This window comes from Mycobacterium sp. (assembly GCF_035633495.1).
Taxonomy (GTDB): Bacteria; Actinomycetota; Actinomycetes; order Mycobacteriales; family Mycobacteriaceae; genus Mycobacterium.
Genome location: NZ_DASQEU010000112.1, coordinates 55,661 through 76,698, shown reverse-complemented (window position 1 = coordinate 76,698; position 21,038 = coordinate 55,661). Strand labels below are relative to the sequence as shown.

Annotated in this window: 17 protein-coding genes; 11 read left to right on the top strand and 6 right to left on the bottom strand. The window is 66.4% G+C overall.

All coding sequences use genetic code 11. The features are described 5' to 3' along the window. Positions 1–245 precede the first annotated feature (245 nt). The 3 genes from VET27_RS17210 to VET27_RS17200 are packed head-to-tail and all read left to right on the top strand — an operon-like array spanning position 246 to position 4,753. Positions 246–1,064 (top strand): FAD binding domain-containing protein, encoded by an 819-nt coding sequence (locus tag VET27_RS17210; RefSeq protein WP_526520243.1) that lies wholly within the window; start codon positions 246–248, stop codon positions 1,062–1,064. Continuing rightward, positions 1,064–3,778, top strand: a complete 2,715-nt coding sequence (locus VET27_RS17205; protein ID WP_526520241.1) for a molybdopterin-dependent oxidoreductase — start codon at positions 1,064–1,066, stop codon at positions 3,776–3,778. Before VET27_RS17210 ends, VET27_RS17205 begins: the two co-directional genes overlap by 1 nt. A gap of 3 nt (positions 3,779–3,781) precedes the next feature. Then, a complete protein-coding gene (locus tag VET27_RS17200) occupies positions 3,782–4,753 on the top strand; it encodes an antibiotic biosynthesis monooxygenase (protein WP_526520239.1) in 972 nt (323 codons plus the stop codon). An 8-nt stretch (positions 4,754–4,761) separates the two neighbouring features. Here the strand turns inward: VET27_RS17200 and VET27_RS17195 are convergent, their stop codons facing one another. Next, the gene (locus VET27_RS17195) at positions 4,762–7,932 is read right to left on the bottom strand and encodes a multicopper oxidase family protein (protein ID WP_526520237.1); all 3,171 of its coding nucleotides are present in this window, start codon (positions 7,930–7,932) and stop codon (positions 4,762–4,764) included. Positions 7,933–8,068: 136 nt separating this feature from the next. Here VET27_RS17195 and VET27_RS17190 point away from each other — a divergent pair, with 136 nt between their 5' ends. The 3 genes from VET27_RS17190 to VET27_RS17180 are packed head-to-tail and all read left to right on the top strand — an operon-like array spanning position 8,069 to position 10,846. After that, the gene (locus tag VET27_RS17190) at positions 8,069–8,722 is read left to right on the top strand and encodes a GAP family protein (protein WP_526520235.1); all 654 of its coding nucleotides are present in this window, start codon (positions 8,069–8,071) and stop codon (positions 8,720–8,722) included. Between the two features lie 36 nt (positions 8,723–8,758). Further along, a complete protein-coding gene (locus VET27_RS17185; RefSeq protein ID WP_526520233.1) occupies positions 8,759–9,925 on the top strand; it encodes an FAD-binding oxidoreductase in 1,167 nt (388 codons plus the stop codon). Positions 9,926–9,943: 18 nt separating this feature from the next. Then, positions 9,944–10,846: an aldose 1-epimerase gene (locus tag VET27_RS17180; protein WP_526520231.1), complete on the top strand. Its 903-nt coding sequence runs from the start codon at positions 9,944–9,946 to the stop codon at positions 10,844–10,846. Here the strand turns inward: VET27_RS17180 and VET27_RS17175 are convergent. The 5 genes from VET27_RS17175 to VET27_RS17155 form a co-directional block, all read right to left on the bottom strand. Beyond that, the gene (locus VET27_RS17175) at positions 10,843–11,232 is read right to left on the bottom strand and encodes a heat shock protein transcriptional repressor HspR (protein ID WP_526520229.1); all 390 of its coding nucleotides are present in this window, start codon (positions 11,230–11,232) and stop codon (positions 10,843–10,845) included. The two genes, VET27_RS17180 and VET27_RS17175, sit on opposite strands and share 4 nt — an antisense overlap. Then, positions 11,232–12,410, bottom strand: a complete 1,179-nt coding sequence (gene dnaJ, locus VET27_RS17170; RefSeq protein ID WP_526520227.1) for a molecular chaperone DnaJ — start codon at positions 12,408–12,410, stop codon at positions 11,232–11,234. Before dnaJ ends, VET27_RS17175 begins: the two co-directional genes overlap by 1 nt. A gap of 40 nt (positions 12,411–12,450) precedes the next feature. Next, positions 12,451–13,080 carry a nucleotide exchange factor GrpE gene (gene grpE, locus VET27_RS17165; protein WP_526520225.1) on the bottom strand — a complete coding sequence of 210 codons (630 nt, stop codon included), beginning with the start codon at positions 13,078–13,080 and terminating at the stop codon, positions 12,451–12,453. Beyond that, positions 13,077–14,939, bottom strand: coding sequence for a molecular chaperone DnaK (dnaK, locus tag VET27_RS17160; RefSeq protein WP_526520223.1), 1,863 nt, complete (start codon positions 14,937–14,939; stop codon positions 13,077–13,079). The genes grpE and dnaK overlap by 4 nt, the downstream gene beginning before the upstream one ends. A 287-nt stretch (positions 14,940–15,226) precedes the next feature. Further along, positions 15,227–16,126 carry a DUF6671 family protein gene (locus VET27_RS17155; protein WP_526520221.1) on the bottom strand — a complete coding sequence of 300 codons (900 nt, stop codon included), beginning with the start codon at positions 16,124–16,126 and terminating at the stop codon, positions 15,227–15,229. Between the two features lie 427 nt (positions 16,127–16,553). Here VET27_RS17155 and VET27_RS17150 point away from each other — a divergent pair, with 427 nt between their 5' ends. From VET27_RS17150 to VET27_RS17130, 5 genes are all read left to right on the top strand, one after another. After that, entirely contained in the window at positions 16,554–17,009 is a 456-nt protein-coding gene (locus tag VET27_RS17150; RefSeq protein ID WP_526520219.1) for a 2,4'-dihydroxyacetophenone dioxygenase family protein, read from the top strand. Between the two features lie 3 nt (positions 17,010–17,012). Continuing rightward, complete coding sequence (locus tag VET27_RS17145; RefSeq protein ID WP_526520217.1) at positions 17,013–18,227, top strand: cytochrome P450; 1,215 nt, start codon at positions 17,013–17,015, stop codon at positions 18,225–18,227. A gap of 501 nt (positions 18,228–18,728) precedes the next feature. Further along, positions 18,729–18,956 carry an ArsR/SmtB family transcription factor gene (locus tag VET27_RS17140; RefSeq protein ID WP_526520215.1) on the top strand — a complete coding sequence of 76 codons (228 nt, stop codon included), beginning with the start codon at positions 18,729–18,731 and terminating at the stop codon, positions 18,954–18,956. After that, positions 18,953–19,831, top strand: coding sequence for a PhzF family protein (locus VET27_RS17135; protein WP_526520213.1), 879 nt, complete (start codon positions 18,953–18,955; stop codon positions 19,829–19,831). The genes VET27_RS17140 and VET27_RS17135 overlap by 4 nt, the downstream gene beginning before the upstream one ends. Before the next feature lie 85 nt (positions 19,832–19,916). Beyond that, positions 19,917–20,888, top strand: coding sequence for an ornithine cyclodeaminase family protein (locus tag VET27_RS17130; RefSeq protein WP_526520211.1), 972 nt, complete (start codon positions 19,917–19,919; stop codon positions 20,886–20,888). Positions 20,889–21,038 lie beyond the last annotated feature (150 nt).

Genomic DNA, 21,038 nt, shown 5'->3' with positions numbered 1-21,038 from the left:
CGACCCGAATCGTCGACCACCAGGGCCCCGTCGGGGATGTCCACCAGCGCGGCGGCGGCCTCGGTGACGGTGGGCCGGCCCGCGACGTGGAAGACGTGTCCGTAGTGAACCTGACTCATCCGCCCATGATTACAGCAGCCGCGCATTGACGCAGACGCAAGCAGACTTCGCCCAATCGGGTGACGCTCCGCAACAACCGACATAGAGTCGTGCAGCAAACGTCGTAGCGCCAAGCAGAGGACGCAATGGACATCAACACCATCACCGAGGTCATACGGCAACCACCGGCCAGGCCAGGCCAGGCCTGGCAGCCCGGCGACGCCTGGCTGGCCGGCGGAACGTGGTTGTTCTCCGACAAGCAGCCAGACCTGCGCAGGCTGATCGACCTGGCGCCACTCGGCTGGGCCACCTTGAGCCCCGGCCCACACGGGCTGGAGCTCGGCGCCATGTGCACCATCCGCGACCTTTACGCCTTTGCGGCACCTACGGATTGGCGCGCCGCGGACCTCTTCACCACCAGTTGCGAGGCCTTCCTCGCCTCGTTCAAGATCTGGAACTCGGCCACGGTGGGCGGCAACATCTGCATGTCGTTGCCCGCGGGCCCGATCATCACGATGACCGTCGCGCTGGAGGCCAGCTACACCGTCTGGGCCCCCGACGGATCCGAGCGCACCGTTGACGCAGTCGATTTCGTCACCGGCGACAACGCCAACGTGCTCGCGCCGGGCGAAGTCCTCCGCAAGGTCGACATCCCCGACCGCGCCCTACGAAAACGCCACGCCCACCGTCGGTTCACGCTCACCCACCTGGGTCGGTCGACGATATTCATGATCGCCACGCAGACACCCGGCACCGACGACCTGCTGCTGACCGTGACGGCAGGCACCACCCGCCCCGTCCAGTTCGAATTCGCGTCGATGCCCGACGCCGATACCCTTGCGCAGAGCCTCGACGCGATCCCGACCGACGTCTGGTTCGACGACCCGAACGGCACCCCCGACCACCGGAAGCATCTGGCCAAGCACTACGCCGAAGAACTGCGCACCGAGCTAGGGGGGCTGTGATGTCGTACACGGTGAACGGAAAGACGTTCGACGACGAGCCTCGCCCCGGTCAGTGCCTGCGGACCTTCGTCCGCGAACTCGGCCACCACGGCGTCAAGAAGGGTTGTGACGCAGGCGATTGCGGCGCGTGCACGGTCTGGCTCGACGGTGATCCGGTCCACAGCTGCATCACGCCGGCGTTCCGGGCCGACGGCCGCGAGGTCACGACCATCGAAGGACTCGGCACGCCGGACGACCTGCACCCGATGCAGCGGCAGTTCCGCGACGCCGCAGGCTTCCAGTGCGGCTTCTGCACCGCAGGCATGATCATGACCTCGGCGACCTTCACCGAAGCGCAGAAGGAGGACCTGCCGCGGGCGTTGAAGGGAAACCTCTGCCGCTGCACCGGTTACCGCGCCATCGAGGACGCGATCAACGGTGTCGTCGACATCCAGGAACCGAGGCCAGGAGACGCCGTCGGAACCAGCGTCGGCGCACCGGCCGCCACCGGTGTGGTCACCGGCACCGTCGAGTACACGATGGACACCGAAATGGAGGGCATGCTGCACCTGAAGGTGCTGCACTCACCGCACGCCCACGCCCGGATCGTGTCCATCGACAAGGCCCCCGCGCTCGCGGTACCCGGCGTACACCGCGTGTACACGTGGGAAGACGTCCCGCGCAAGCACTTCAACACGGCCATCCACACCGACCACCTCGTCGACCCCGATGACACCTACATCCTGGACGACGTCATGCGTTTCGTGGGCCAGCGGGTGGTAGCAGTGCTGGCCGACTCGATCGGCGCGGCCGAAGAGGGCGCCCGCTTGGTGGGTGTCGAGTACGAGGTGCTGCACGCGGTGTTCGACCCCGAGGAGGCCATGCGCGAGGGCGCGCCGCAACTGCACGGTTCACGCGACCCGTTCATCCAGGATCCCAAGCGCAACATCCTGCTCGAATTGCACGGCCAGACCGGCGATGTAGACGCGGGCTTCGTCGAGGCTGACGTCATCCACGAGGGCACCTACTTCTCGCCACGGGTCCAGCACGCACACCTCGAGACGCACGGATCGATCGGCTGGATGGAGGACGGCCGACTGCACGTGCGCACCAGCTCGCAGTCGCCGTCGATCTGCAAGGGGAAGCTGGCCCACCTATTCGACCTACGCCCCGATCAGCTGCGGGTGTTCTGCAAGCGCGTCGGCGGTGGCTTCGGCGGCAAGCAGGAGGTCATCTCCGAGGATCTGGTCGCGCTTGCCACCCTCGACACGGGGCGCCCAGTGTGTTGGGAGTACACCCGCGAAGAGGAGTTCACCACGGCGTCACCGCGGCATCCGATGAAGGTCACGGTCAAACTCGGCGCCAAGGCAGACGGCACGTTGACCGCCTTCCACTTTCACAACGTCTCCAACACCGGCGCGTACGGCAACCACGGTGGCGAGACGCTCTTCGCAGGCGGTGCGGCCGTCGCGCAATATCGTTGCCCCAACAAGAGATTCGATGGTTTCGCGGTATACACGAACACCGTGCCCAGTGGGGCATTGCGCGGGTACGGCATGACTCAGCCCACGTTCGCCGTCGAATCGGCGATGACGGAGTTGGCCATCGCGCTCGGCATGGATCCGATCGAACTGCGGCGCCGCAACATCGTGCAGCCAGGAGACTCCCTCGTCGCACTCGGTGAGCATCCCGATGACGTGTCCTTCACCGAGGACACCCTCACGGCGTGCATCGACCTGGTCGATGAGGCGTTGCAACGCACGGCCGGTTCGGACGACCTCGGCGCCGAATGGCTGATCGGCAGCGGCACGGCCAGTTCGATCCACGAGACGGCACCCCCCACCGACCACATCTCCGATGCGTGGGCCACCCTTCGTGCCGACGGCGACTACGAGATCGCCGTCGGCACTGTCGAATTCGGTGAGGGCACCTCGACTGCGCACGTGCAGATCGCCGCTACCGTACTCGGCACCGCCCCATCGCGGGTGCACCTCGTGCAGTCCGACACGGACCGTACGGGCTTCGACACCGGAGCTTTCGCCAGCGCGGGGCTGTTCGTCTCGGGTAACGCCGTGTTCAAGGCCGCGACGGCGCTGCGTAGCGGCATCCTTCGCTTTGCCGCCCGCCACACCGGCACCGAACTAGCTTCGTGCTCGATGGACGACGACGGTGTGAATTGCGGCGACTCTCGGCTCACCCTCACCGAGCTACTGGATGCCGCAAGCAGGCGCGGAACCCGGTTCGCCGAGTCACGCAAGGCCTATGGCTCACCGCGCAGCGTGTCATTCAACGCGCACGGATTCCGCATCGCCGTGCACCGGGTGACGGGCGAGATCCGGATCCTCTACAGCGTGCAGGCCGCCGACGCAGGTGTCGTCATCAATCCCCTTCAGGTTCGCGGCCAGATCGAAGGCGGGGTGGCACAAGCCATCGGGTTCGCACTCACTGAGAACTTCCACGTCGACGGGAGCGGCGTGATGGTTAATCCCAACTTGCGGAATTACCGCATCCCCACCTTCGCGGACATCCCCCGAACCGAGGTCATCGTGGTCGAGTCCCACGATTCGGTTGGGCCCATGGCTTCCAAGGGAATCGCCGAATCCTGCGTCAACCCGGTGGCGCCCGCCCTGGCCAACGCACTGGAGGACGCAACCGGGGTGCGTTACCGCGAACTGCCGTTTACGCCCGAGCGCATATACGCCCGCCTCACCGCTCGTCTGATTCCGGCGACCTGAGCCATGGACGCCACGAGATCAACCGACAGCGCGGCCACCGTCATCATTGGACAGCGCGTCCGCCCGGGGTCCGAGCAGGCCTTCGAGGCCTGGCAGAACGACATGAACACGGAAGCCTCGAAGTACCCTGGCTTCATCGGAGCCGAGGTCGGCCCGCCGACCGCAGTCCAGCCCGACTGGGTGGTGGTGTACCGGTTCGACTCCGTCGCGCACGTGCAGGCGTGGATCAACAGCGCCACCCGCCAAGACTGGATGACCACAGGCGCCAAGTACTTCGACGGTCCCGGCACACAACAGGTGATCGGTGGGGGCGCGCGCTACACCGACCCGTTGGTAACGGTTGCGGTGAGCCACCGCGTCAGCCCGGAGAACGTGGCGGACTTCCTCGAATGGCAGGAACGACTTCGATTGGCGGAGAGCAAGTTTCCCGGATTCCGTGGCACCGAATTGTTCCGGCCGGTGGCAGGCGTACAGGACGAGTGGACGGCGCTCTACCGCTACGAGAACGCCGACGACCTGGACAGGTGGCTCATCTCCGAAGAGCGCCGCACGCTACTCGCCGAGGGGGATAAGTTCTCCGAATACCATTCCCGCACCATCGACGACTCATTCGGCAGCTGGTTCGCCTTCGACGAGCACGGCCGCCAGGCGCCGCCGCCATCGGACTTCAAGACATCCATCGCGGTCTGGGTCGGCCTCTACCCCACCGTGGTGTTGCTGACGCTCGCGGTGTCACCGCTACACATGCCGCTGTGGTTGGGCATGTTGATCGGAAACCTGATGTCCAGCTTCGCCGTCAGCTACCTCGCCATGCCGTACTACGTCAACCCGCTGCTGAAGCACTGGCTGCGGCCGCCACCGGACGTGCCGATCGCCAAGACGAACTGGCGCGGCGCCGCCATCGTCGTCGCGGCCCTGACGACGTGCGCGGTCATCTTCTATCTGATCACCCGGGTGTTCTGGCACCTGCCCTAGCGGCGGCGCTACCGACCGCCCAGCACCGCGGGGCCGTCGACTCCCGAAAGTTCGGGCAGGGTTCCAATCACTCTGGGAGCCACCGTCGTCGCGGTCGGGGTCGGCCGTGCCAGCGCGAGCTTCTGCACCACGGCGCTTCCCGCGCCCCGACCGCTGACGAGAAGGTCCGCGCCGTTGGTGGTGCTGGTGGTTGCCACCGTGACGCCTGAGCCGGCGAACGGCTCGAACGACGCGATCTGGGTGTACTTCAGGTCGACGTCGTGATGGTTCGGGCTCTCCAGGTACATGCCCGGGAAGCCGTCGAGCCGCGACCCCGTCGACCACGCGCGCACCGTGCCCGCCCCACCGAGCTGACCGGTGACGATGCTCTTGGCACCGCCTTCAACTCCCGCGACCCAACCGGTCGACAGTGACACCCCGCCGGTGTAGCCCTCGTCGTACGCGAGGTAGGTCGACGTCATCTTCGGTTCGTTGGGCTTGCCGCCGTGCTCGCCTGCGGTGCCGTCGGCCCGCGCTCGGGCCGTCGGCGTGTACAGGTCGTAGCGGAAGGTCTTGATCTGCGCCGCATCTCCGGCGCCGGGAGCGGTGACGATGGACTCCCGGCCCGAGCCGAGCTCCACCATCCCCGTGGCGATCGAGACGCCGGACGTCGACCCCGGATACGGCATGAAGGCGGAGAAGACGTCGGGAGCGGTCCCCTTCTCGGTCGGCAACGTCGACGAGAACACCTTGATCTGCGAGTCCATCCCGGGCCCTGAAGCCACGATGACGTTGTCGGCCAACGCATTTCCATCGATGTCGGCACCCGCCACGCTCACCCCGCCCTGGAAGCCGGTGTCGAACGGAGCGAACCTGGCCAACTCCGAGGTGAATCGGCCCTGAGCCGAGTCGTTGCCGTCATAGACGACGACCTGGGAGTCCACTCCGGAACCGGTGCCGACGATCAGGTCGAGGATCATGTCGCCGTTCACGTCGGCCATCGCGACCGATGGGGTGCCCTCGAAGTCCGGGAAGGGGGTGACGTACGCGATCACCTCGTCGCCGTCGCCGTCGTGCACCTGAACCGTTGCCGGCTTGCCCTTCGACCCGGGCACCGCCACCGCATACGTCGACACTTCGGGGATGACGTTGATGGTCGCCATCAGTCCGTTGTCCTCGTGGTTCAGGCGGTGGCAGTGAACCACGTAGGTGCCCGCATACTCGATGAAGTCGGAGCGCAAGGTCAGCGATGCGGGTGTCAGCGGGTTGTCTCCTGCATCGACCACGGGTTGGGGAACGTTCGCGTTGTCGATGCCGAACGGCTGCACCCCGGTGGTCGTGCCGATGGTCGGACTGGTGACCTGCTGGACCTGAAAGTCATTGACGTGGATGTGAATCGGATGGCTGTCGTTGTTGTAGTTGGTGAACGACCATTCCTCGACGGAGTTCAGCCGCGGCTGGATCAGGGGGATGTTGGGGAAGATGTTGTCGTCGAACTGGTAGGTGAAGGCCTTCGGATCGTTCTTGTCGGCCTTCTTGTTGCCGAATCCGCCACCGATGTCGAGGGCGCGTTTGACGGCGGGCTCCATCACCGAGGTGTCGACGAACGAGGTGTAGGTGTCCAGGTTCTGGCCCGGCTCGAACGCCGTGGTCCGGCCCTCGCCGCCGTCGGGGGTCACCTTGAGCAGGTTCTGCGTCGGGAAGGTGAAGAAGCCGTCGCGCGCCGCGATGTACTTGGGGTCGATGGTCACCCGGCCCAGCACGGCGGGGGAGTTCTTCGTGCCGTTATTCGTGTACAGCACCCCGGGTTCGTCGATGCCCTTGACGCCAGGACCCGGCGGCATGTCGACGACGAGGTCACCGGAGCGCGGCATCGTGACGGCGACGGCGTACCGCGAGCCCGGCGGGATCTCGAGGTACGTCCCGTCGCCGTCCACGGGACGCTGAACCTGGGTGTAGGGGTTGCCGTCCTGCCCGATGACCGCGAACTTCGGGTGATTGCCCGTTGCCGTCTCGGTGAATCTCAATGGCACGAAGGCGATGTCGCTCATGTTGGCGAACACCCAGATTTCGGTCTGGCCCGGTTTGAGTTTGAGCTCGGGCTGGAACTGGCCGTTGATGGTGAACTGGACGTCGCGTTGGTTCTCGGGCAACGACGTATTCGCGGGGATGGTCTTCGACGGGCTGGTGAAGGTCTGCAGATTCGGCGGGATGAACTGGTTCTGACCGCGGTGGTTGTGGACCGACAGCGGGCCCGAGTACCAGTTGGTGAAGTACTCTGCGCCCTTGGTGGATTCGGCGAAGTTCACCGGCGCGAGACTCGGCTGGTAGGTGCCTTCGGCAAGCTGGTTGCCCTCCGGCGGTTTCAGAGTGCTGACCCACTGTTCCCAGTACGGGTTGTTCAGCTGGTGCCCGCCGCCCCTTCGGTCGAACACATAGTTGTACTGCAGCGCCATGGTGCGGATCGGGATGTCGTTCTTGGTCACCAGCGGCACGTTGCCGTCAGGCCTGCCGATCTCCAGCATGCCCGCCAGCCCCATGTACGTCTGCTGCGCGGTCAGGGTGTGCCGATGGCTGTGATACCAGTACAGACCGTTGGGCATGTTCGACGGCACGGCGTAGTCATAGGTGTTGCCCATGCCTGCCGGGATCGACAGCAGCACGTTGTCCGCGTTTCCCGACGGGCTCACGTGCAACCCGTGAGTGTGCAGGTTCAGGGGCGCAGAGGTCAGCGCCTGCGGGTAGATCGGGACCTCTCCACCGGTCGGGGTCTGGGCGGGATCGTTGAAGTCGTCGATCGTCAGACCCTGAAGGTCGTTGTCGTAGTGCACGATCAGGCGCTCGCCGGGGTCGACTCGCAAGGTTGGCGCGGGGTACAGGTTGTCGCCGCTGGTCGATCCGTCGGAACTGGTGCCCTTGATCAACTCGTAGCCGAACACCAGGAAGTTGCTCACCGGTTCCTTGACGGTGTCGAGGTTGACGGTTCCCTGGTGCGCCGACAGTCGGACCTCGAGGACGCCGTCCTTGCTCTGTAGCCGCACCGGTTCCCCGAAGGGCGCGGGCCTACCGTCGGCCCCCGCGTTGACGCCGGGCGGCGGGTTCACCGAATCCTTCGGCGTGGACGAACAACTGGTCGTCATGGCGGTCAACGCCATCACGACCATCAAGACGAGAATCGTCTTGACTCGACGGTGGTGCATTGCTGTCCCCTCGCGGCGGCCAAGACGTTGCTGAGCGACGACGACTTTACACAGCGACGCTAGCAAGATGGTCGGTTCCGCAAATAGCCGCGCGTTGCCCTACCTGCGTCATTGCGATCTTGATAGATTGACGGCGGTGTTGACCGAACTGATCCCACTGGCCCTGGTAGTCGCGCTGTCGCCGCTGTCGATCATCCCAGTGGTGCTGGTGCTGCAGACCGCGCGACCCCGGCCCACCGGACTGGCGTTCCTGGTCGGCTGGCTCTTCGGGCTCACGGCCCTCACCGGGATCTTCCTGGCGATCTCGGGCCTGCTCGGCGGCCTCGGCGGAAAGCCACCCACGTGGGCATCGTGGCTGAGGATCGGCATCGGCGCGGCGTTGATCGTGTTCGGGGTGTTCCGCTGGCTCACCCGGCACAGCAAGCCGCACCAGCTGCCGGGGATGCGGCACATCACCGAGGCAGGCCCGGGCAAGGCGCTTGTCGTCGGCGCCGTGCTGACGGTGGCCAACCCGAAGGTGCTCTTCATCTGCGCAGCGGCGGGGCTGTCCATCGGCACCGCGGGTCTGGGCCTGGGCAGCGGACTGGTCGCTGCGGGGCTGATGTTCGTGGCGCTCGCGGGTTGCAGCGTCGCGTTGCCGATCTTGGCCTATGCCGTCTCGGGCGACCGCCTCGACCCGACCCTGGCCAAGGTGAAGGTGTGGATGGAGAAGCACAACGGGGCGCTGGTCGCCGCCATCCTGGTCATCATCGGCATCCTGCTTCTGTACAAGGGAATTCACGGCCTGTAGGTCGGTTCTACGTCTCGGCACCTAAGATCGGCCGATGTGGGACTCGACGACCGTGACGCGCTGGCGACGCTGCGCGCCGCGGTCGACCCACAGGCGGGCTCCGACGAGCTGATCCACCGCTTCTACACCCGCTGGTTCGCCATCGACACCGCGGTCCGCGACCTGTTCCCACCCGACATGGACCACCAGCGCTCCGCGTTCGCGACGGCCCTGACGTGGTTGCTCGGCGAACTGATCGAACAGCGCGCCGAGGAGCCCGTCGCATTCCTGGCTCAGCTGGGTCGTGACCACCGCAAATACGGTGTCACGCAACGACATTACGACAGCATGCAGGACGCGCTGATCACCACGCTCCGCAGCCACCTGATCGATCAGTGGGACGACCGGCTCGCAGACACCGCTGACCAGGCCGTCCACCTCATCGTCGGGATCATGCGGGGCGCGGCCGACGCCGAGAAGGGCCCACCCTTCCGCGACGGCACGGTCGTCGAACACCTGCGAATGACTCGCGACGTGTCGGTGATCCGGTTGCGGCTGGACGATCCCCTGTACTTCCATCCCGGTCAGTACGTCACCGTCCAGGTGCCCCAGTGGCCGCGGCGCTGGCGGTACCTGAGCCCGTCCATCCCTGCCGACCGCAGCGGCGCCATCGAATTCCACGTGCGTTCCGTCACCGGCGGCATGGTCAGCACCGCCATCGTCGGCGAGACCAGGCCGGGTGACCGGTGGAGGCTGTCCAACCCGCACGGCGCGATGCACGTCGATCGCGACGGCGGCGACGTGCTGATGGTGGCGGGCGGCACCGGCCTCGCCCCGTTGCGGTCGATCATCATGGATCTCACTCGCTGGGGCGTGAATCCGCGCGTGCACCTGTTCTTCGGCGCCAGGTACCCCTGCGACCTCTACGACTTGAACACGCTATGGCAGGTCGCGTCGACCAACCCCTGGCTGTCGGTGACCCCGGTGTCGGAGTACTCCACCAATCCGCCGTGGGCGGCCGACTACCCGGACGTGGAGCCGCCCCGTGGCCTGCACGTCCGCCAGACGGGCACGCTCCCCGACGTGGTGACGAGGTACGGAAGTTGGGGTGACCGGCAGATCCTGGTCTGCGGCGGGCCGCACATGGTCGAGGCGACCAAGGCGGCACTGATCGCCAAGGGCGCGGATCCGCAGAGCATCCAACACGATCCACTCGCCAGCTGAGCGTGACAGAATCGCCGGATGTCCGAGTTTGAAGCCGTCACGCTGACAGACCCGTCGTCGTCGGTGACCGCGACCTACGTACCGCTGGCCGGCATGGTGGCGACGTCGCTCCACGACGGTGAGAACGAGTTCCTCGGCCAGCGCCGCGGCTTGGACGCCTACATCACCGCTGGCAAGACCATGGGCATACCGATCCTGTACCCGTGGGCAAACCGGTTGAGCGCCAGCAAGTATGGGATCAACGGCGCCGTCGTGACGCTCACCCCTGGCACCGGCGGCGTCCGGACCGACGAGCACGGCGTGCCGATCCACGGTGTCCTGGCGGCCTACCCCGGCTGGCTCGTCACGGAGCGTTCGGACAATTCTCTGACCGCCGTCCTCGACTACGGCGGCAAGCCGCGACTGCTCGCGTCGTTCCCGTTCCCCCACGTACTGACGCAGAAGGCGACGCTCGAGAATCGCACCCTCACCATCGAGACCACCGTGATGCCGACGACGGCCGCATCCGTGCCGATGTGCTTCGGGTATCACCCGTATCTGAGGATTCCCGGCGTGCCCCGCGAGGAGTGGCTGTTGGAGACGCCGACCATGCGGCACCTGCCCGTGGACAACTGGGGCATCCCGACGGGCGCTCACGCCGAATGGACCGGTTCCGCCGAACCACTGAAGACCACGGAGTACGACGACGGTTTCGATCAGGTGCCCGACGGTTCGGTGTTCGCCGTCTCGGGCGGTGGCCGACGGATAGAGGTGAAGTTCCTGAAGGGCTATCCCGCGGCTCAGCTCTTCGCGCCCCGCAACGACGACGTCATCGGCATCGAACCGATGGCGGCGCCGACGGACTCGCTGCGTCGGGGCAACTACCGCTTCGCCGTCGCAGGCAGGCCGGAGAAGGCCGTCTTCTCGGTCAAGGTCACCTAGCGACGACCCTTGCGGGGCTGCCACACCACCAGGGCCGTGCTCTTCGGCACGACCGCCACGTCCCGTCGCTGGTTGGACCGCAGGCGATCCGACTCGTTGGCCATCTCACCCATCCGCGAGCGCAATGCCTCGACCTGGTTGGTCAGCTCGATGATGCGCTTGATGCCGGCTAGGTTGACGCCCTCGTCCTGAGACAGCCGCTGCACCTCGCGAAGGAGGTCCACGTCGTGCTGGGAATAACGACGCCCACCGCCCGAACTGCGCTGCGGACTGACCAACCCGAGCCGGTCATACGTCCGCAGCGTCTGCGCGTGCATACCCGCGAGTTCGGCAGCCACCGAGATAAGGAACCCGTGGGCGTCGTCGTTGTTCCGCTGCGGGCTCATCACGCACCGGTCCATCCGGCCCGCGGGTCGAACCCGCTCGCCCGCTCGGCCTTGGCATAGGCCTCGAGCGCTTCGGCCGCCTCACCCCCGATGTTCGGCGGAACCGCGACCTTGACGGTGACCAACAGGTCACCGTGACCGCCTGCGCGCTTGGGCACTCCGCGGCCCCGCACCCGAAGGATCCGGCCGTCCGACGTGCCCTTGGGCACCCGAACACCGACCTTTCCCTCCAGCGTCGGGACGGAAAGCGTTGCGCCCAAGGCAAGTTCGTGAAAGCTGACGGGTACCGTCACGGTCAGGTCGTCACCGGTCCGGCCGAACACCTTGTCCGGCCGCACGTGCACGGTCACGAAGAGATCCCCCGACGGGGCGCCGCGCAGGCCGGCTTCGCCCTGGCCCGCGAGGCGGATGCGTTGACCGTCCTCGACGCCGGGTGGGATCCGCACGTTGATGGTGCGGGTGCGGGTAGTCACTCCGGTGCCGTGGCACTCGTCGCACGGGTCTTCGATGATCGAGCCGCTGCCCCGGCATTCGGCGCAGGGCTCGGAGAACCCGAACGCGCCCTGGTTGCGGTTGATGACACCCGCGCCGTTGCAGCTCGGGCACACCTTGGGGCTGGTGCCGGGGCGTGCCCCACTGCCGTGGCAGTTGGTACACGGCGCCGGGCTGGTGAGCCGCAGCGGCATGGCGACGCCCTTGGTGGCCTCGAGGAACGAGAGCTCGGTCTCGGTCTCCAGGTCGTTGCCGCGGCGCGGACGGCTGGGCCGCGGCTGCTGTGCGCCGCGACCGAACAGTCCACCGAACAGGTCGCCGATGTTGGCCCCACCCGATTGCGGAGCGGCGTCGAACAAGTCGCCCAGGTTGAATTCGGCTCCGTCACCGCCGAATCCACCAAAGTTGCCGCCACCGCCGCCGCCACTGAATCGGCGGCCGCCGCCGTTGGCGAAGAGCCGGCGAGTTTCGTCGTACTCCTTGCGCTTGGCCTTGTCCAGAAGGACGTCCTTGGCCTCGCCCACGGACTTGTACCGCTCTTCGGCGACCGGATTATTCGGGTTGCGGTCGGGATGGTTCTCGGCCATCAACTTGCGTGCGACGCTCTTGATGTCGGCGTCGCTGGCGTCGGAGGTGACGCCGAGTTCCTTGTAGAAGTCCTTCTCAACCCATTCTCGCTGGACCATGCTGCGTCACCTCCTCACCCTTCTCCATCGTCAATCCTGCTTACGTATCTGATTCTGAGTTCTCGTCACCGTTCTGCACACCAACGGGGTCTTGAACGTCGGTCGTGTCGGGGGAATCGACGACGCCGACCATCGCGTGCCGCAGGACGGGACCGTTCCCGAGGCGATAGCCCTGGCGCATCACCGAGCCGATCACCGGGTTGGTTCCGTCGCCCTCGTGCTGCACGGCCTCGTGCAGTGACGGGTCGAACGGGTCGCCCTCCACGCCGAAGGGCACCAGCCCGATGGTCTGCAAGGCGGCAGTCAGCTTGTCGGCGACCGACTTCAGCGGACCAGCCTCCAGGTCGCCGTGACGGCGGGCGCGCTCGAGGTCGTCGAGCACGGGCAGCAACTGCGTGGCCGCAAAGGCCTTGCCCCGTTCGGCCGCAGCCTGTTCCTGCCGTACGGACCGCTTGCGGTAGTTGTCGTATTCCGCCTTGACGCGCTGCAGCGTCGCCTTGAGCTCGTCGGCATCATCGTTGTCCGTCGCCGCCGGCGACGGCGCCGGCGCCGACCCGCTGGGGGTCGACGCCGCGCCTGCGGCTGCTTCACGGACGGCACCCGTCTCGGGATCGACGCGCCGTTTGTCGGTGATGGTCACCGGCTCGTGCGGATCGTTCTCGTGGGTCACTTGCGCTCCTGCTCGTCGTCCTCGACGACCTCCGCGTCCACCACGTTGTCGTCGTCCGCCGACGAGGAACCGCCGGCCCCGCCATCAGCGCCCTGCTCGGCCTGGGTGGCCTCGTAGATCGCCTGGCCGAGTGCCTGCGACTCGACGCCCAGCTTCTCCATCGCGGACTTGATCGCCGTGATGTCGGTGCCTTCGAGGGCAGACTTCGCGTCCGCGATCGCGGCCTCGACCTTGCCGAGCGTCTCCTCGGGAACCTTGGAGCCGCCTTCGGCTTCGCGCTGTTCCTTGATGAACTTCTCCGTCTGGTAGACCAGCGCCTCTGCATCGTTGCGGGCGGTGGCCTCCTCGCGGCGCTTGCGGTCTTCCTCGGCGTGCGCCTCGGCGTCCTTGATCATCCGATCGATGTCCTCCTGGGAGAGGCCGGAGCCCTCCTGGATCTTGATCGTGTTCTCCTTGCCGGTGCCCTTGTCCTTGGCGGTGACGTGGACGATGCCGTTGACGTCGATGTCGAAGGTGACCTCGATCTGCGGCGTGCCACGCGCGGCGGGCGGGATGCCGGTCAGCTCGAAGCTGCCGAGCAGCTTGTTCGCCGAGGCGATCTCACGCTCACCCTGGAAGACCTGGATCTGCACCGACGGCTGATTGTCGTCGGCCGTGGTGAAGGTCTCCGACCGCTTGGTCGGGATGGTGGTGTTGCGCTCGATGAGCTTGGTCATCACGCCACCCTTGGTCTCGATGCCGAGCGACAGCGGGGTCACGTCGAGCAGCAGGACGTCCTTGACCTCGCCGAGCAGCACGCCTGCCTGCAACGCGGCACCGACGGCCACGACCTCATCGGGGTTGACACCCTTGTTGGGCTCCTTGCCGCCGGTCATCTCCTTGACCAGTTCGGTCACCGCGGGCATGCGGGTGGAACCACCCACCATGACGACGTGGTCGATCTCGGAGACCGAGACACCGGCGTCCTTGATGACCGACTGGAACGGCTTGCGGGTGCGGTCCAGCAGGTCCTGCGTGATCTTCTGGAACTCGGCGCGGCTCAGCTGCTCGTCGAGGAACAGCGGGTTCTTGTCCGCGTCGACCGTGATGTACGGCAGGTTGATGGACGTCGATTGACCCGAGCTGAGTTCGATCTTGGCCTTCTCGGCCGCCTCACGAAGCCGCTGCATGGCCATCTTGTCCTTGGTCAGGTCGATGCCGGCCGAGGCCTTGAACTTGTCCACCAGCCACGTGACGATCCGGTCGTCCCAGTCGTCGCCACCGAGGTGGTTGTCACCCGAGGTCGCACGGACCTCGACGACGCCGTCGCCGATGTCGAGCAGCGAGACGTCGAACGTGCCGCCACCGAGGTCGAACACCAGGATGGTCTGGTCGTTGTCGGCCTTGTCGAGACCGTAGGCCAACGCCGCCGCCGTGGGCTCGTTGACGATGCGCTGGACCTCGAGGCCGGCGATCTGACCGGCTTCCTTGGTGGCCTGGCGCTGAGCGTCGTTGAAGTACGCAGGCACGGTGATGACCGCGTCGGTGATGTCCTCGCCGAGGTAGCTCTCGGCGTCGCGCTTTAGCTTCATCAAGATGCGCGCGCTGATCTCCTGCGAGGTGTAGTCCTTGCCGTCGATCTCCACGGACCAGTCGGTGCCGATGTGACGCTTGACCGAACGGATGGTCCGGTCGACGTTGGTGACTGCCTGGTTCTTCGCGGGCTGACCGACCAGCACCTCGCCGTTGCGCGCGAACGCGACGACGGACGGGGTGGTACGCGAGCCCTCTGAGTTTGCGACGACGACGGGTTCTCCGCCTTCGAGCACTGAGACGACGGAGTTGGTGGTCCCGAGGTCGATGCCGACCGCACGAGCCATAGTTACTGCCTCCTGAATAGAAATACGTTTACGGGTCTGAGTGGACCACGCTCAAGCTTGCCCCCGCGGGTGCGGTGGTGTCAAGCCAGAGTTGAGCCTGATTCACTCAATTTGTCGAACGGGTCAACGGGGTGGGTGCGCGATTTGTTCCCCGGGCGCCCGCTGAGCATGGGATGGGCGGGTGCGCCTGCTGGGCGCCCTCGGCGATGTCGGCGACATCGCTGCTCTTTCCTGCGACGGTCGATGACTTCCTGCGCTGGGTGGCGCTCCGCGCCCGCGGGTATCGGTTAGGGATTGCAGTAGTCGCACCAGCGGGGTTCGGCGCCGGTTGCGTGTCGAGGGACGCCGTGCCGGTGCTCGCAGGCTGGGCAGCCGTGGACGTCGGCGGCGATGACGCTGGTGGGTGAACCACAGAGCGTGCATGGCAGGCCGCGGCGGACGTCGACTTTGCCGTAACCGGGGGTGTGACAGGCCGGGCACGGGGTGGCCAGGCGGTGGGCCAGTCGCTCGGCGAGGCGGGTCAGCACCTGGCGGCGGGTGGGGTTGTGGTGGGCGCGCAGATCTGGCTCGACCCACACCTGGCCGGTGTCGGCGACGCCGAGGGCGGTCTGCACCATCTGAGTGAGGCGGGTGCCGTCGGTGAGTCCCTTGCCCACGACCCGCACGTGACCGGCCGCGACGACCTTGACGGAGGCGCCCTGATGGGGGAACCCGAACCGGCGCGCGGTGAGGGCGGCTTCGGTCGCGCAGGTAACCACTGCGGAGGGGCCGGGGGTGTCGGGGCAGTACTCGCCCTCGATCACCTCGATGCCCCGGGTGTCGTCGAGGAACAACAGGACCTCCCCGTGCACCGTCAGGAAGCCGTACGCGGTGCCGTAGCTGGCTTCACTGGCCAACCCGTGGGACACCCCGGCGACGGTCATCGCGAGCCGGGCCTTGGCCGCGGCCGCCTGACGCGGGCTCAGGGTGCGCTCGACGTCGCCGGTGAAGGTGCCGAACTGGTCGGTGTCGAGTCCGGCCGGCACCAGCACGCGGGCGCCGAGAACGTCGGCGAAGGCCGGGGCTACCTGGTGTTGCTTGCCGTGCATCGTGCCCATCGCCATCACCACCCCGGCGTAGGGGCGTTCGGTGCCGTCGCGGCCGGGGGGCCGAGGGTCTGCGCCGCCCCTGGTGGAATCCTTCGTCACGCGGAGCCTCCTCTACGTGGCGGAGTGCCACCGGGACGCCACCCGATCCACCCTCCGACGCCAGATTACACGTAAGCTACTACACGAAAATCACTTCGCATGTCGTGGTGGGGCCGGCTTCCGCGCCGACGTGACCATGAACCGCCCCACCAATGGGCCACCGCGGGGGCGTGCGCGGTGGCAACGTCGCGATGACTCGCGACGGGACCGGGCCTTGGCTGCCAGGCGTGCGGCGCGTTGGGCCGAATCGGCGATGGTGATCGGACTACTTTCCGCGAACCAGAAAACCGGATAAAGGTTTCCCCAAATTTACTTCATAATTTGCGTTACAGGAGAGTAAGTTCCTAAACATGGGCGAGGCGCGGACTCCGTCCACGGTGGACGGGTTGATGGCTTTTCACCAGATCACTACGGGAGAGGTTTTCGGATGACGATGGTTGATGGGCCGACGGCGATCCACGTCGGCGCCGACGAGCTGCCGTTCGTCGACATCGGTGATGGCTCCAAGTTGAAGGTGATCCAGGTGAACTCGGCCGAGGGCCTCTGGATCGTGGAGAACGTGTTCCGGGCCGGTTACGAGGTGCAGCGGCACAAGCACACCGGACCGGTCTACGGCTACACGACGTCGGGGGCCTGGCGGTACAAGGAGTACAGCTACGTCAACCGGGCGGGCTCTTTCCTGTACGAACCGGCAGGGTCGGTCCATACCCTGCAGGTCGTCGAGGATGACACGCATGTGTGGTTCCAGATGTACGGGGCGAACCTGAACCTCGACGCGGACGGCAACGTGGAGAGCGTTTTCGACGGGCCCAGCACCTTGCTGACCTACCTGACGCTGTGTGAGGCGGCCGGGCTGCCGCAGCCGAACGTCCTCCTCGGTTGAACCGTGACCAGAACCGCAGCCGGCTTCGTGGATCTTGCTAGCCCGGACACCTTCGTCGACGGTGTGCCGCACGAGGCGCTAGCAACGTTGCGACGCACCGATCCCGTACATTGGCAACCCATGGCTGGCGAGGCCGGCTTCTGGGCGGTGCTGCGTCACGCCGATTTGGTTCAGGTCGCCCGCCACCCCGAGATCTTCTCGGCTTCCCGGGGCGGCATCGTGGTCGAGGACCTTCCGCCGGAGACGCTCGCGAGGGTCCGCAACATGCTGGTGGCGATGGACCCGCCGCGGCACAACGTGCATCGCGCGCCGTTGTCGCTGCACTTTCGACCTCGGGCAATCGCCGGGCTCGAGTCTCGAGTGCAAGATACGTGTCGGAGCATCATGGCCGATGCCCGGGAGCGAGGCGAGGTCGAGTTCGTTCATGACGTCGCGTCACCGCTGCCGACACAGGTGATCGGCGAGCTCTTCGGCCTGCCGCGGCAGGATTGGGAGTACCTGCGACGGCTGGCAGAGCGCATCACCTCGAGCCAAGATCCGGACCTCGTGCGGCCAGAGTCCGGCGACGCCACGGGCGGGGCCGAGATGGCCGCGTACGCGGTCGAGTTCGCCGTTGCCCGTCGGCGGCGTACGCCCACCGACGATCTGACCAGCGCGATCCTCGAAGCCGACTTCGGTGGTCAGCCGATGAGCGATCTCGAGTTCGGCGGCTTCTTCGTGCAGCTCGTCACCGCTGGGAACGACACGACGAAGGGCATGCTCTCGTCGGGGCTTGTCACGCTGCTCCAGCATCCGGACCAGCTGGCCGAGCTGCGGGCGGACCAATCGCTTCTCCCGTGCGCCGTCGAGGAAATCATCCGGTACGACAACCCGCTGCACTATTTCCGGCGCACCGCGCTTGTCGACACCGAGCTTGCCGGCACCCGCATCGCCGCCGGCGACAAGGTTGCGATGTACTACACGTCCGCCAATAGGGACGAAGAGGTCTTCGATGACTCGCAGACCTTCGACATTCACCGGCATCCAAACCCACATCTCTCCTTCGGTATGGGCGGCCACTTCTGCCTCGGCGCCCACCTGGCCAGACTCGAGGGCAGGTTCTTCTTCCAGGAACTACTCGACACGTTTACTCACATCGAGCTCATCGGCGAACCCGTCCGGATCCGGTCGAACCTGAACAACTCATTTAAGCGACTCCCCATTCGGCTGGCCGCCTGAGAAGGCGGCACCGTCCAGCGCGCGGCGCACCCCCACAACCCCCAGGGGCCATCTACCTTCCGGGCGCACTGGCGGCTTCAGGGATGACCGCTGCGTGGGCACGCAGCAGTGGTGATGACCTCACGGTCAACGACGCATCGGTGATCTGCGGCGGGGCGCGAACAGCCCACGCCGAGGTCTACCTGCTCGACGGTGTGCCGACGCCACCGCAGCCCGCAACGGACAGCAGACACCCCAGGTCACTCGCGTGCGCGAGCGTCGGTGAGTGCGCCGTCGGGAGGGACCACCAGCGCGGCGGTGGTGAATGCCGCACAACTCGGCGGAAGGCGTCAGCCACCCGCAAGGGCTCGCAAGTAGGTGCTTGACACATCGGGCGGCGGTATCTAGTTTGTAATTGTGCGAAATAACGAAGTTGCGATTGGGAGGGCCCGGCCGCTCAAGACGCTCAAGGCTGTTGCCAGTCCGGTGCGGCTTGAGATCCTGTCCTTGTTGAAGGATCCGGTGGCGAATTTCCCGCCGCAGAGCGATGGTGATCTGGTTCGCGAGGGCGTTTGCGCTGACTTCATCCGGGATAGGTTGGGGATCGCGGCCGCGACGGCGTCCCGTCACCTGACGCTGTTGGCCGACGCTGAACTGGTGATCGCGACGCGCAAGAAGGGCTGGACCTTCTATCGCCGCGACGAGCCGGCGATACAACGGTTCACCGAACTCCTCAGATCCGAACTGTGACGGAGACCCTGGTGAACCTCGCCTACCGCCATGTCGACGTCTTCAGCCAGTCCCCATTCGGCGGCAACAGCCTGCCGGTTTTTCCCGACGCTGGGGACCTCGGTGCGGAACAGATGCTGCGCATCACCCAGGAGATGCGGCACTTCGAAGCCATCTTTCTCCAACCTGCGGGGCGGCCCGGCGCCGTTCAAACCAGGATCTTCGATCTGTTCGCAGAATTACCCTTCGCCGGACACCCGATCATCGGGGCGGCGGCGGTCCTGCACGACCGCTCGGGAACTGGCCGCGCACAACGCTGGCAGTTCCAGCTTCCCGGCAAGACAGTCGAGGTCACGACCGAGGTCACCGCCGGCGGCTACGCCGGTCTCCTGGATCAGGGCGCCCCGGAATTTCTAGGCTTGCCCGACGACTGCGCCCAGTTCGCCGCGGCGTTCAATCTCACGCCACACGATCTCGACCCAGACCTGCCGATCGAAGTGGTGAGCACCGGGCTTCGCTACCTGATCGTGCCCGTCCGACCGGGCGCCTTGGCGCGAGCCCGAATCTCGGCCGACATCACCGACTTGCTGCAGGGCGCGGGAGCCCAGTTCGCGGTTCTGCTCGACGAATCGGCCGTGGAAGTGCGTCACTGGAACAACGACGGAATCATCGAGGACGTGGCCACGGGCAGCGCCGCAGGCACGATCGGCGCCTACCGCCTGCGCCATGGACTGGTCCGCGGCGGCGACACCTTCATCCTGAACCAGGGCCAATTCACCGGCCGCCCAAGCACATTGCGCGTACTCCCAGAGGGCGCCGCGAACCGCGTCGAAACGGTCAAGGTGGGCGGCGATGTCTCCTTCGTCGGACACGGCGTCATCGAGGCCCTTCCATGACCGGACGTTCGCGGCGGCGACAGGCCGACTGCCTCGATGTGCGTGCACGCTCCGACGACCGGTCCCTCGACGAAGTGGGGTTGGCGTGAGCGTCCGGATCGTGAGTGCCGACCACATCCGCGCGAGCGTGGGCTTCGAAGATCTCATCGAGCCCGTGTCGCGGGCATTTCAGGAGTCCAGCGCCGGCCTCGCCGACAACGGGCTGATCGTGATGTTTCCCGCCGAGCGCCCCGAACTGGGCGATGTCTATGTGAAGACCGGAAGCCTCCGAGGTCACGACGTCTACATCGTCAAGGTATCGCCCTGGTTCAGCGCGAATCTCGAACGCGGCCACCCCCAAGGGGGATTCGTCGGGGTCTTCGACAGCCACACCGGGCGAACGCTGGCGCTGTTGAACGACGAGCACTACCTCTCCGACATCCGTACCGCCGCCGCCGGAGCACTCGCCGCCCGGATGCTCGCGCCCCCCAACGTCACGACCGCCGCCGTGCTCGGCGCCGGCGTGCAAGCCTACTGGCAAACCTTGGCGCTCCATCGCGAACGCCCGTTCACCACCCTGTTGATCTGGGCGCGCAGCCAGCAGAAGGCCGAACAGCTCAAGTCCCGGCTGACCGACGAATTGCCCAACGTCGACATCCGCTGTTCCTCCGATGTCGAGCGCACCGTCCGCAGCGCTGATGTCCTCATTACGGCGACGCTGGCGCACCAACCGTTGGTCCAAGGAGCGTGGCTGCGAGAGGGCCTGCATATCACCGCCGTCGGCGCCGACGACCCCACCAAATGCGAACTCGACTCGACAGCGCTCGGCCGTGCTCGAGTCTTCGTGGACGCGCGAGAGACCACTGCGGCCAACGGTGACGTCCACCGAGCAATTCACGCCGGCCGCTATTCCCTCGAGGATTTGTCGGGCGAGTTGGGCGAAGTGATCTGTGGCCAGACCGCGGGACGCACCTCGGACGCCGACATCACCATCGCCAAACTCGTCGGGATCGGCGCCCAAGACCTCGTCGCGGCTGAAGTGACGGTGGCGAGGCTCGCCATCGACGGACCTGTCTAGGAGACGACTCGCCGACCGCCAGTCGCGTGATGCTCCCCTGGGGGACGCGATATGCCGTTCGCAGTGATCGCAGCGTGCAGATCAATCGCGATCTCGCCGCCACCTCGGTCTCGCAACGCCGCGCGCACGCCGGCCAGTCCAGCACCCATC

What these genes read in the sequence shown, in the direction of transcription:
- dnaJ (WP_526520227.1), bottom strand. Translation starts at nt 12,410, where the DNA reads ATGGTCCAGCGAGAATGGGTTGAGAAGGACTTCTACAAGGAACTCGGC.
- VET27_RS17175 (WP_526520229.1), bottom strand. Translation starts at nt 11,232, where the DNA reads ATGAGCCCGCAGCGGAACAACGACGACGCCCACGGGTTCCTTATCTCG.
- dnaK (WP_526520223.1), bottom strand. Translation starts at nt 14,939, where the DNA reads ATGGCTCGTGCGGTCGGCATCGACCTCGGGACCACCAACTCCGTCGTC.
- VET27_RS17195 (WP_526520237.1), bottom strand. Translation starts at nt 7,932, where the DNA reads ATGCACCACCGTCGAGTCAAGACGATTCTCGTCTTGATGGTCGTGATG.
- VET27_RS17205 (WP_526520241.1), top strand. Translation starts at nt 1,064, where the DNA reads ATGTCGTACACGGTGAACGGAAAGACGTTCGACGACGAGCCTCGCCCC.
- VET27_RS17180 (WP_526520231.1), top strand. Translation starts at nt 9,944, where the DNA reads ATGTCCGAGTTTGAAGCCGTCACGCTGACAGACCCGTCGTCGTCGGTG.
- VET27_RS17210 (WP_526520243.1), top strand. Translation starts at nt 246, where the DNA reads ATGGACATCAACACCATCACCGAGGTCATACGGCAACCACCGGCCAGG.
- VET27_RS17200 (WP_526520239.1), top strand. Translation starts at nt 3,782, where the DNA reads ATGGACGCCACGAGATCAACCGACAGCGCGGCCACCGTCATCATTGGA.
- VET27_RS17150 (WP_526520219.1), top strand. Translation starts at nt 16,554, where the DNA reads ATGACGATGGTTGATGGGCCGACGGCGATCCACGTCGGCGCCGACGAG.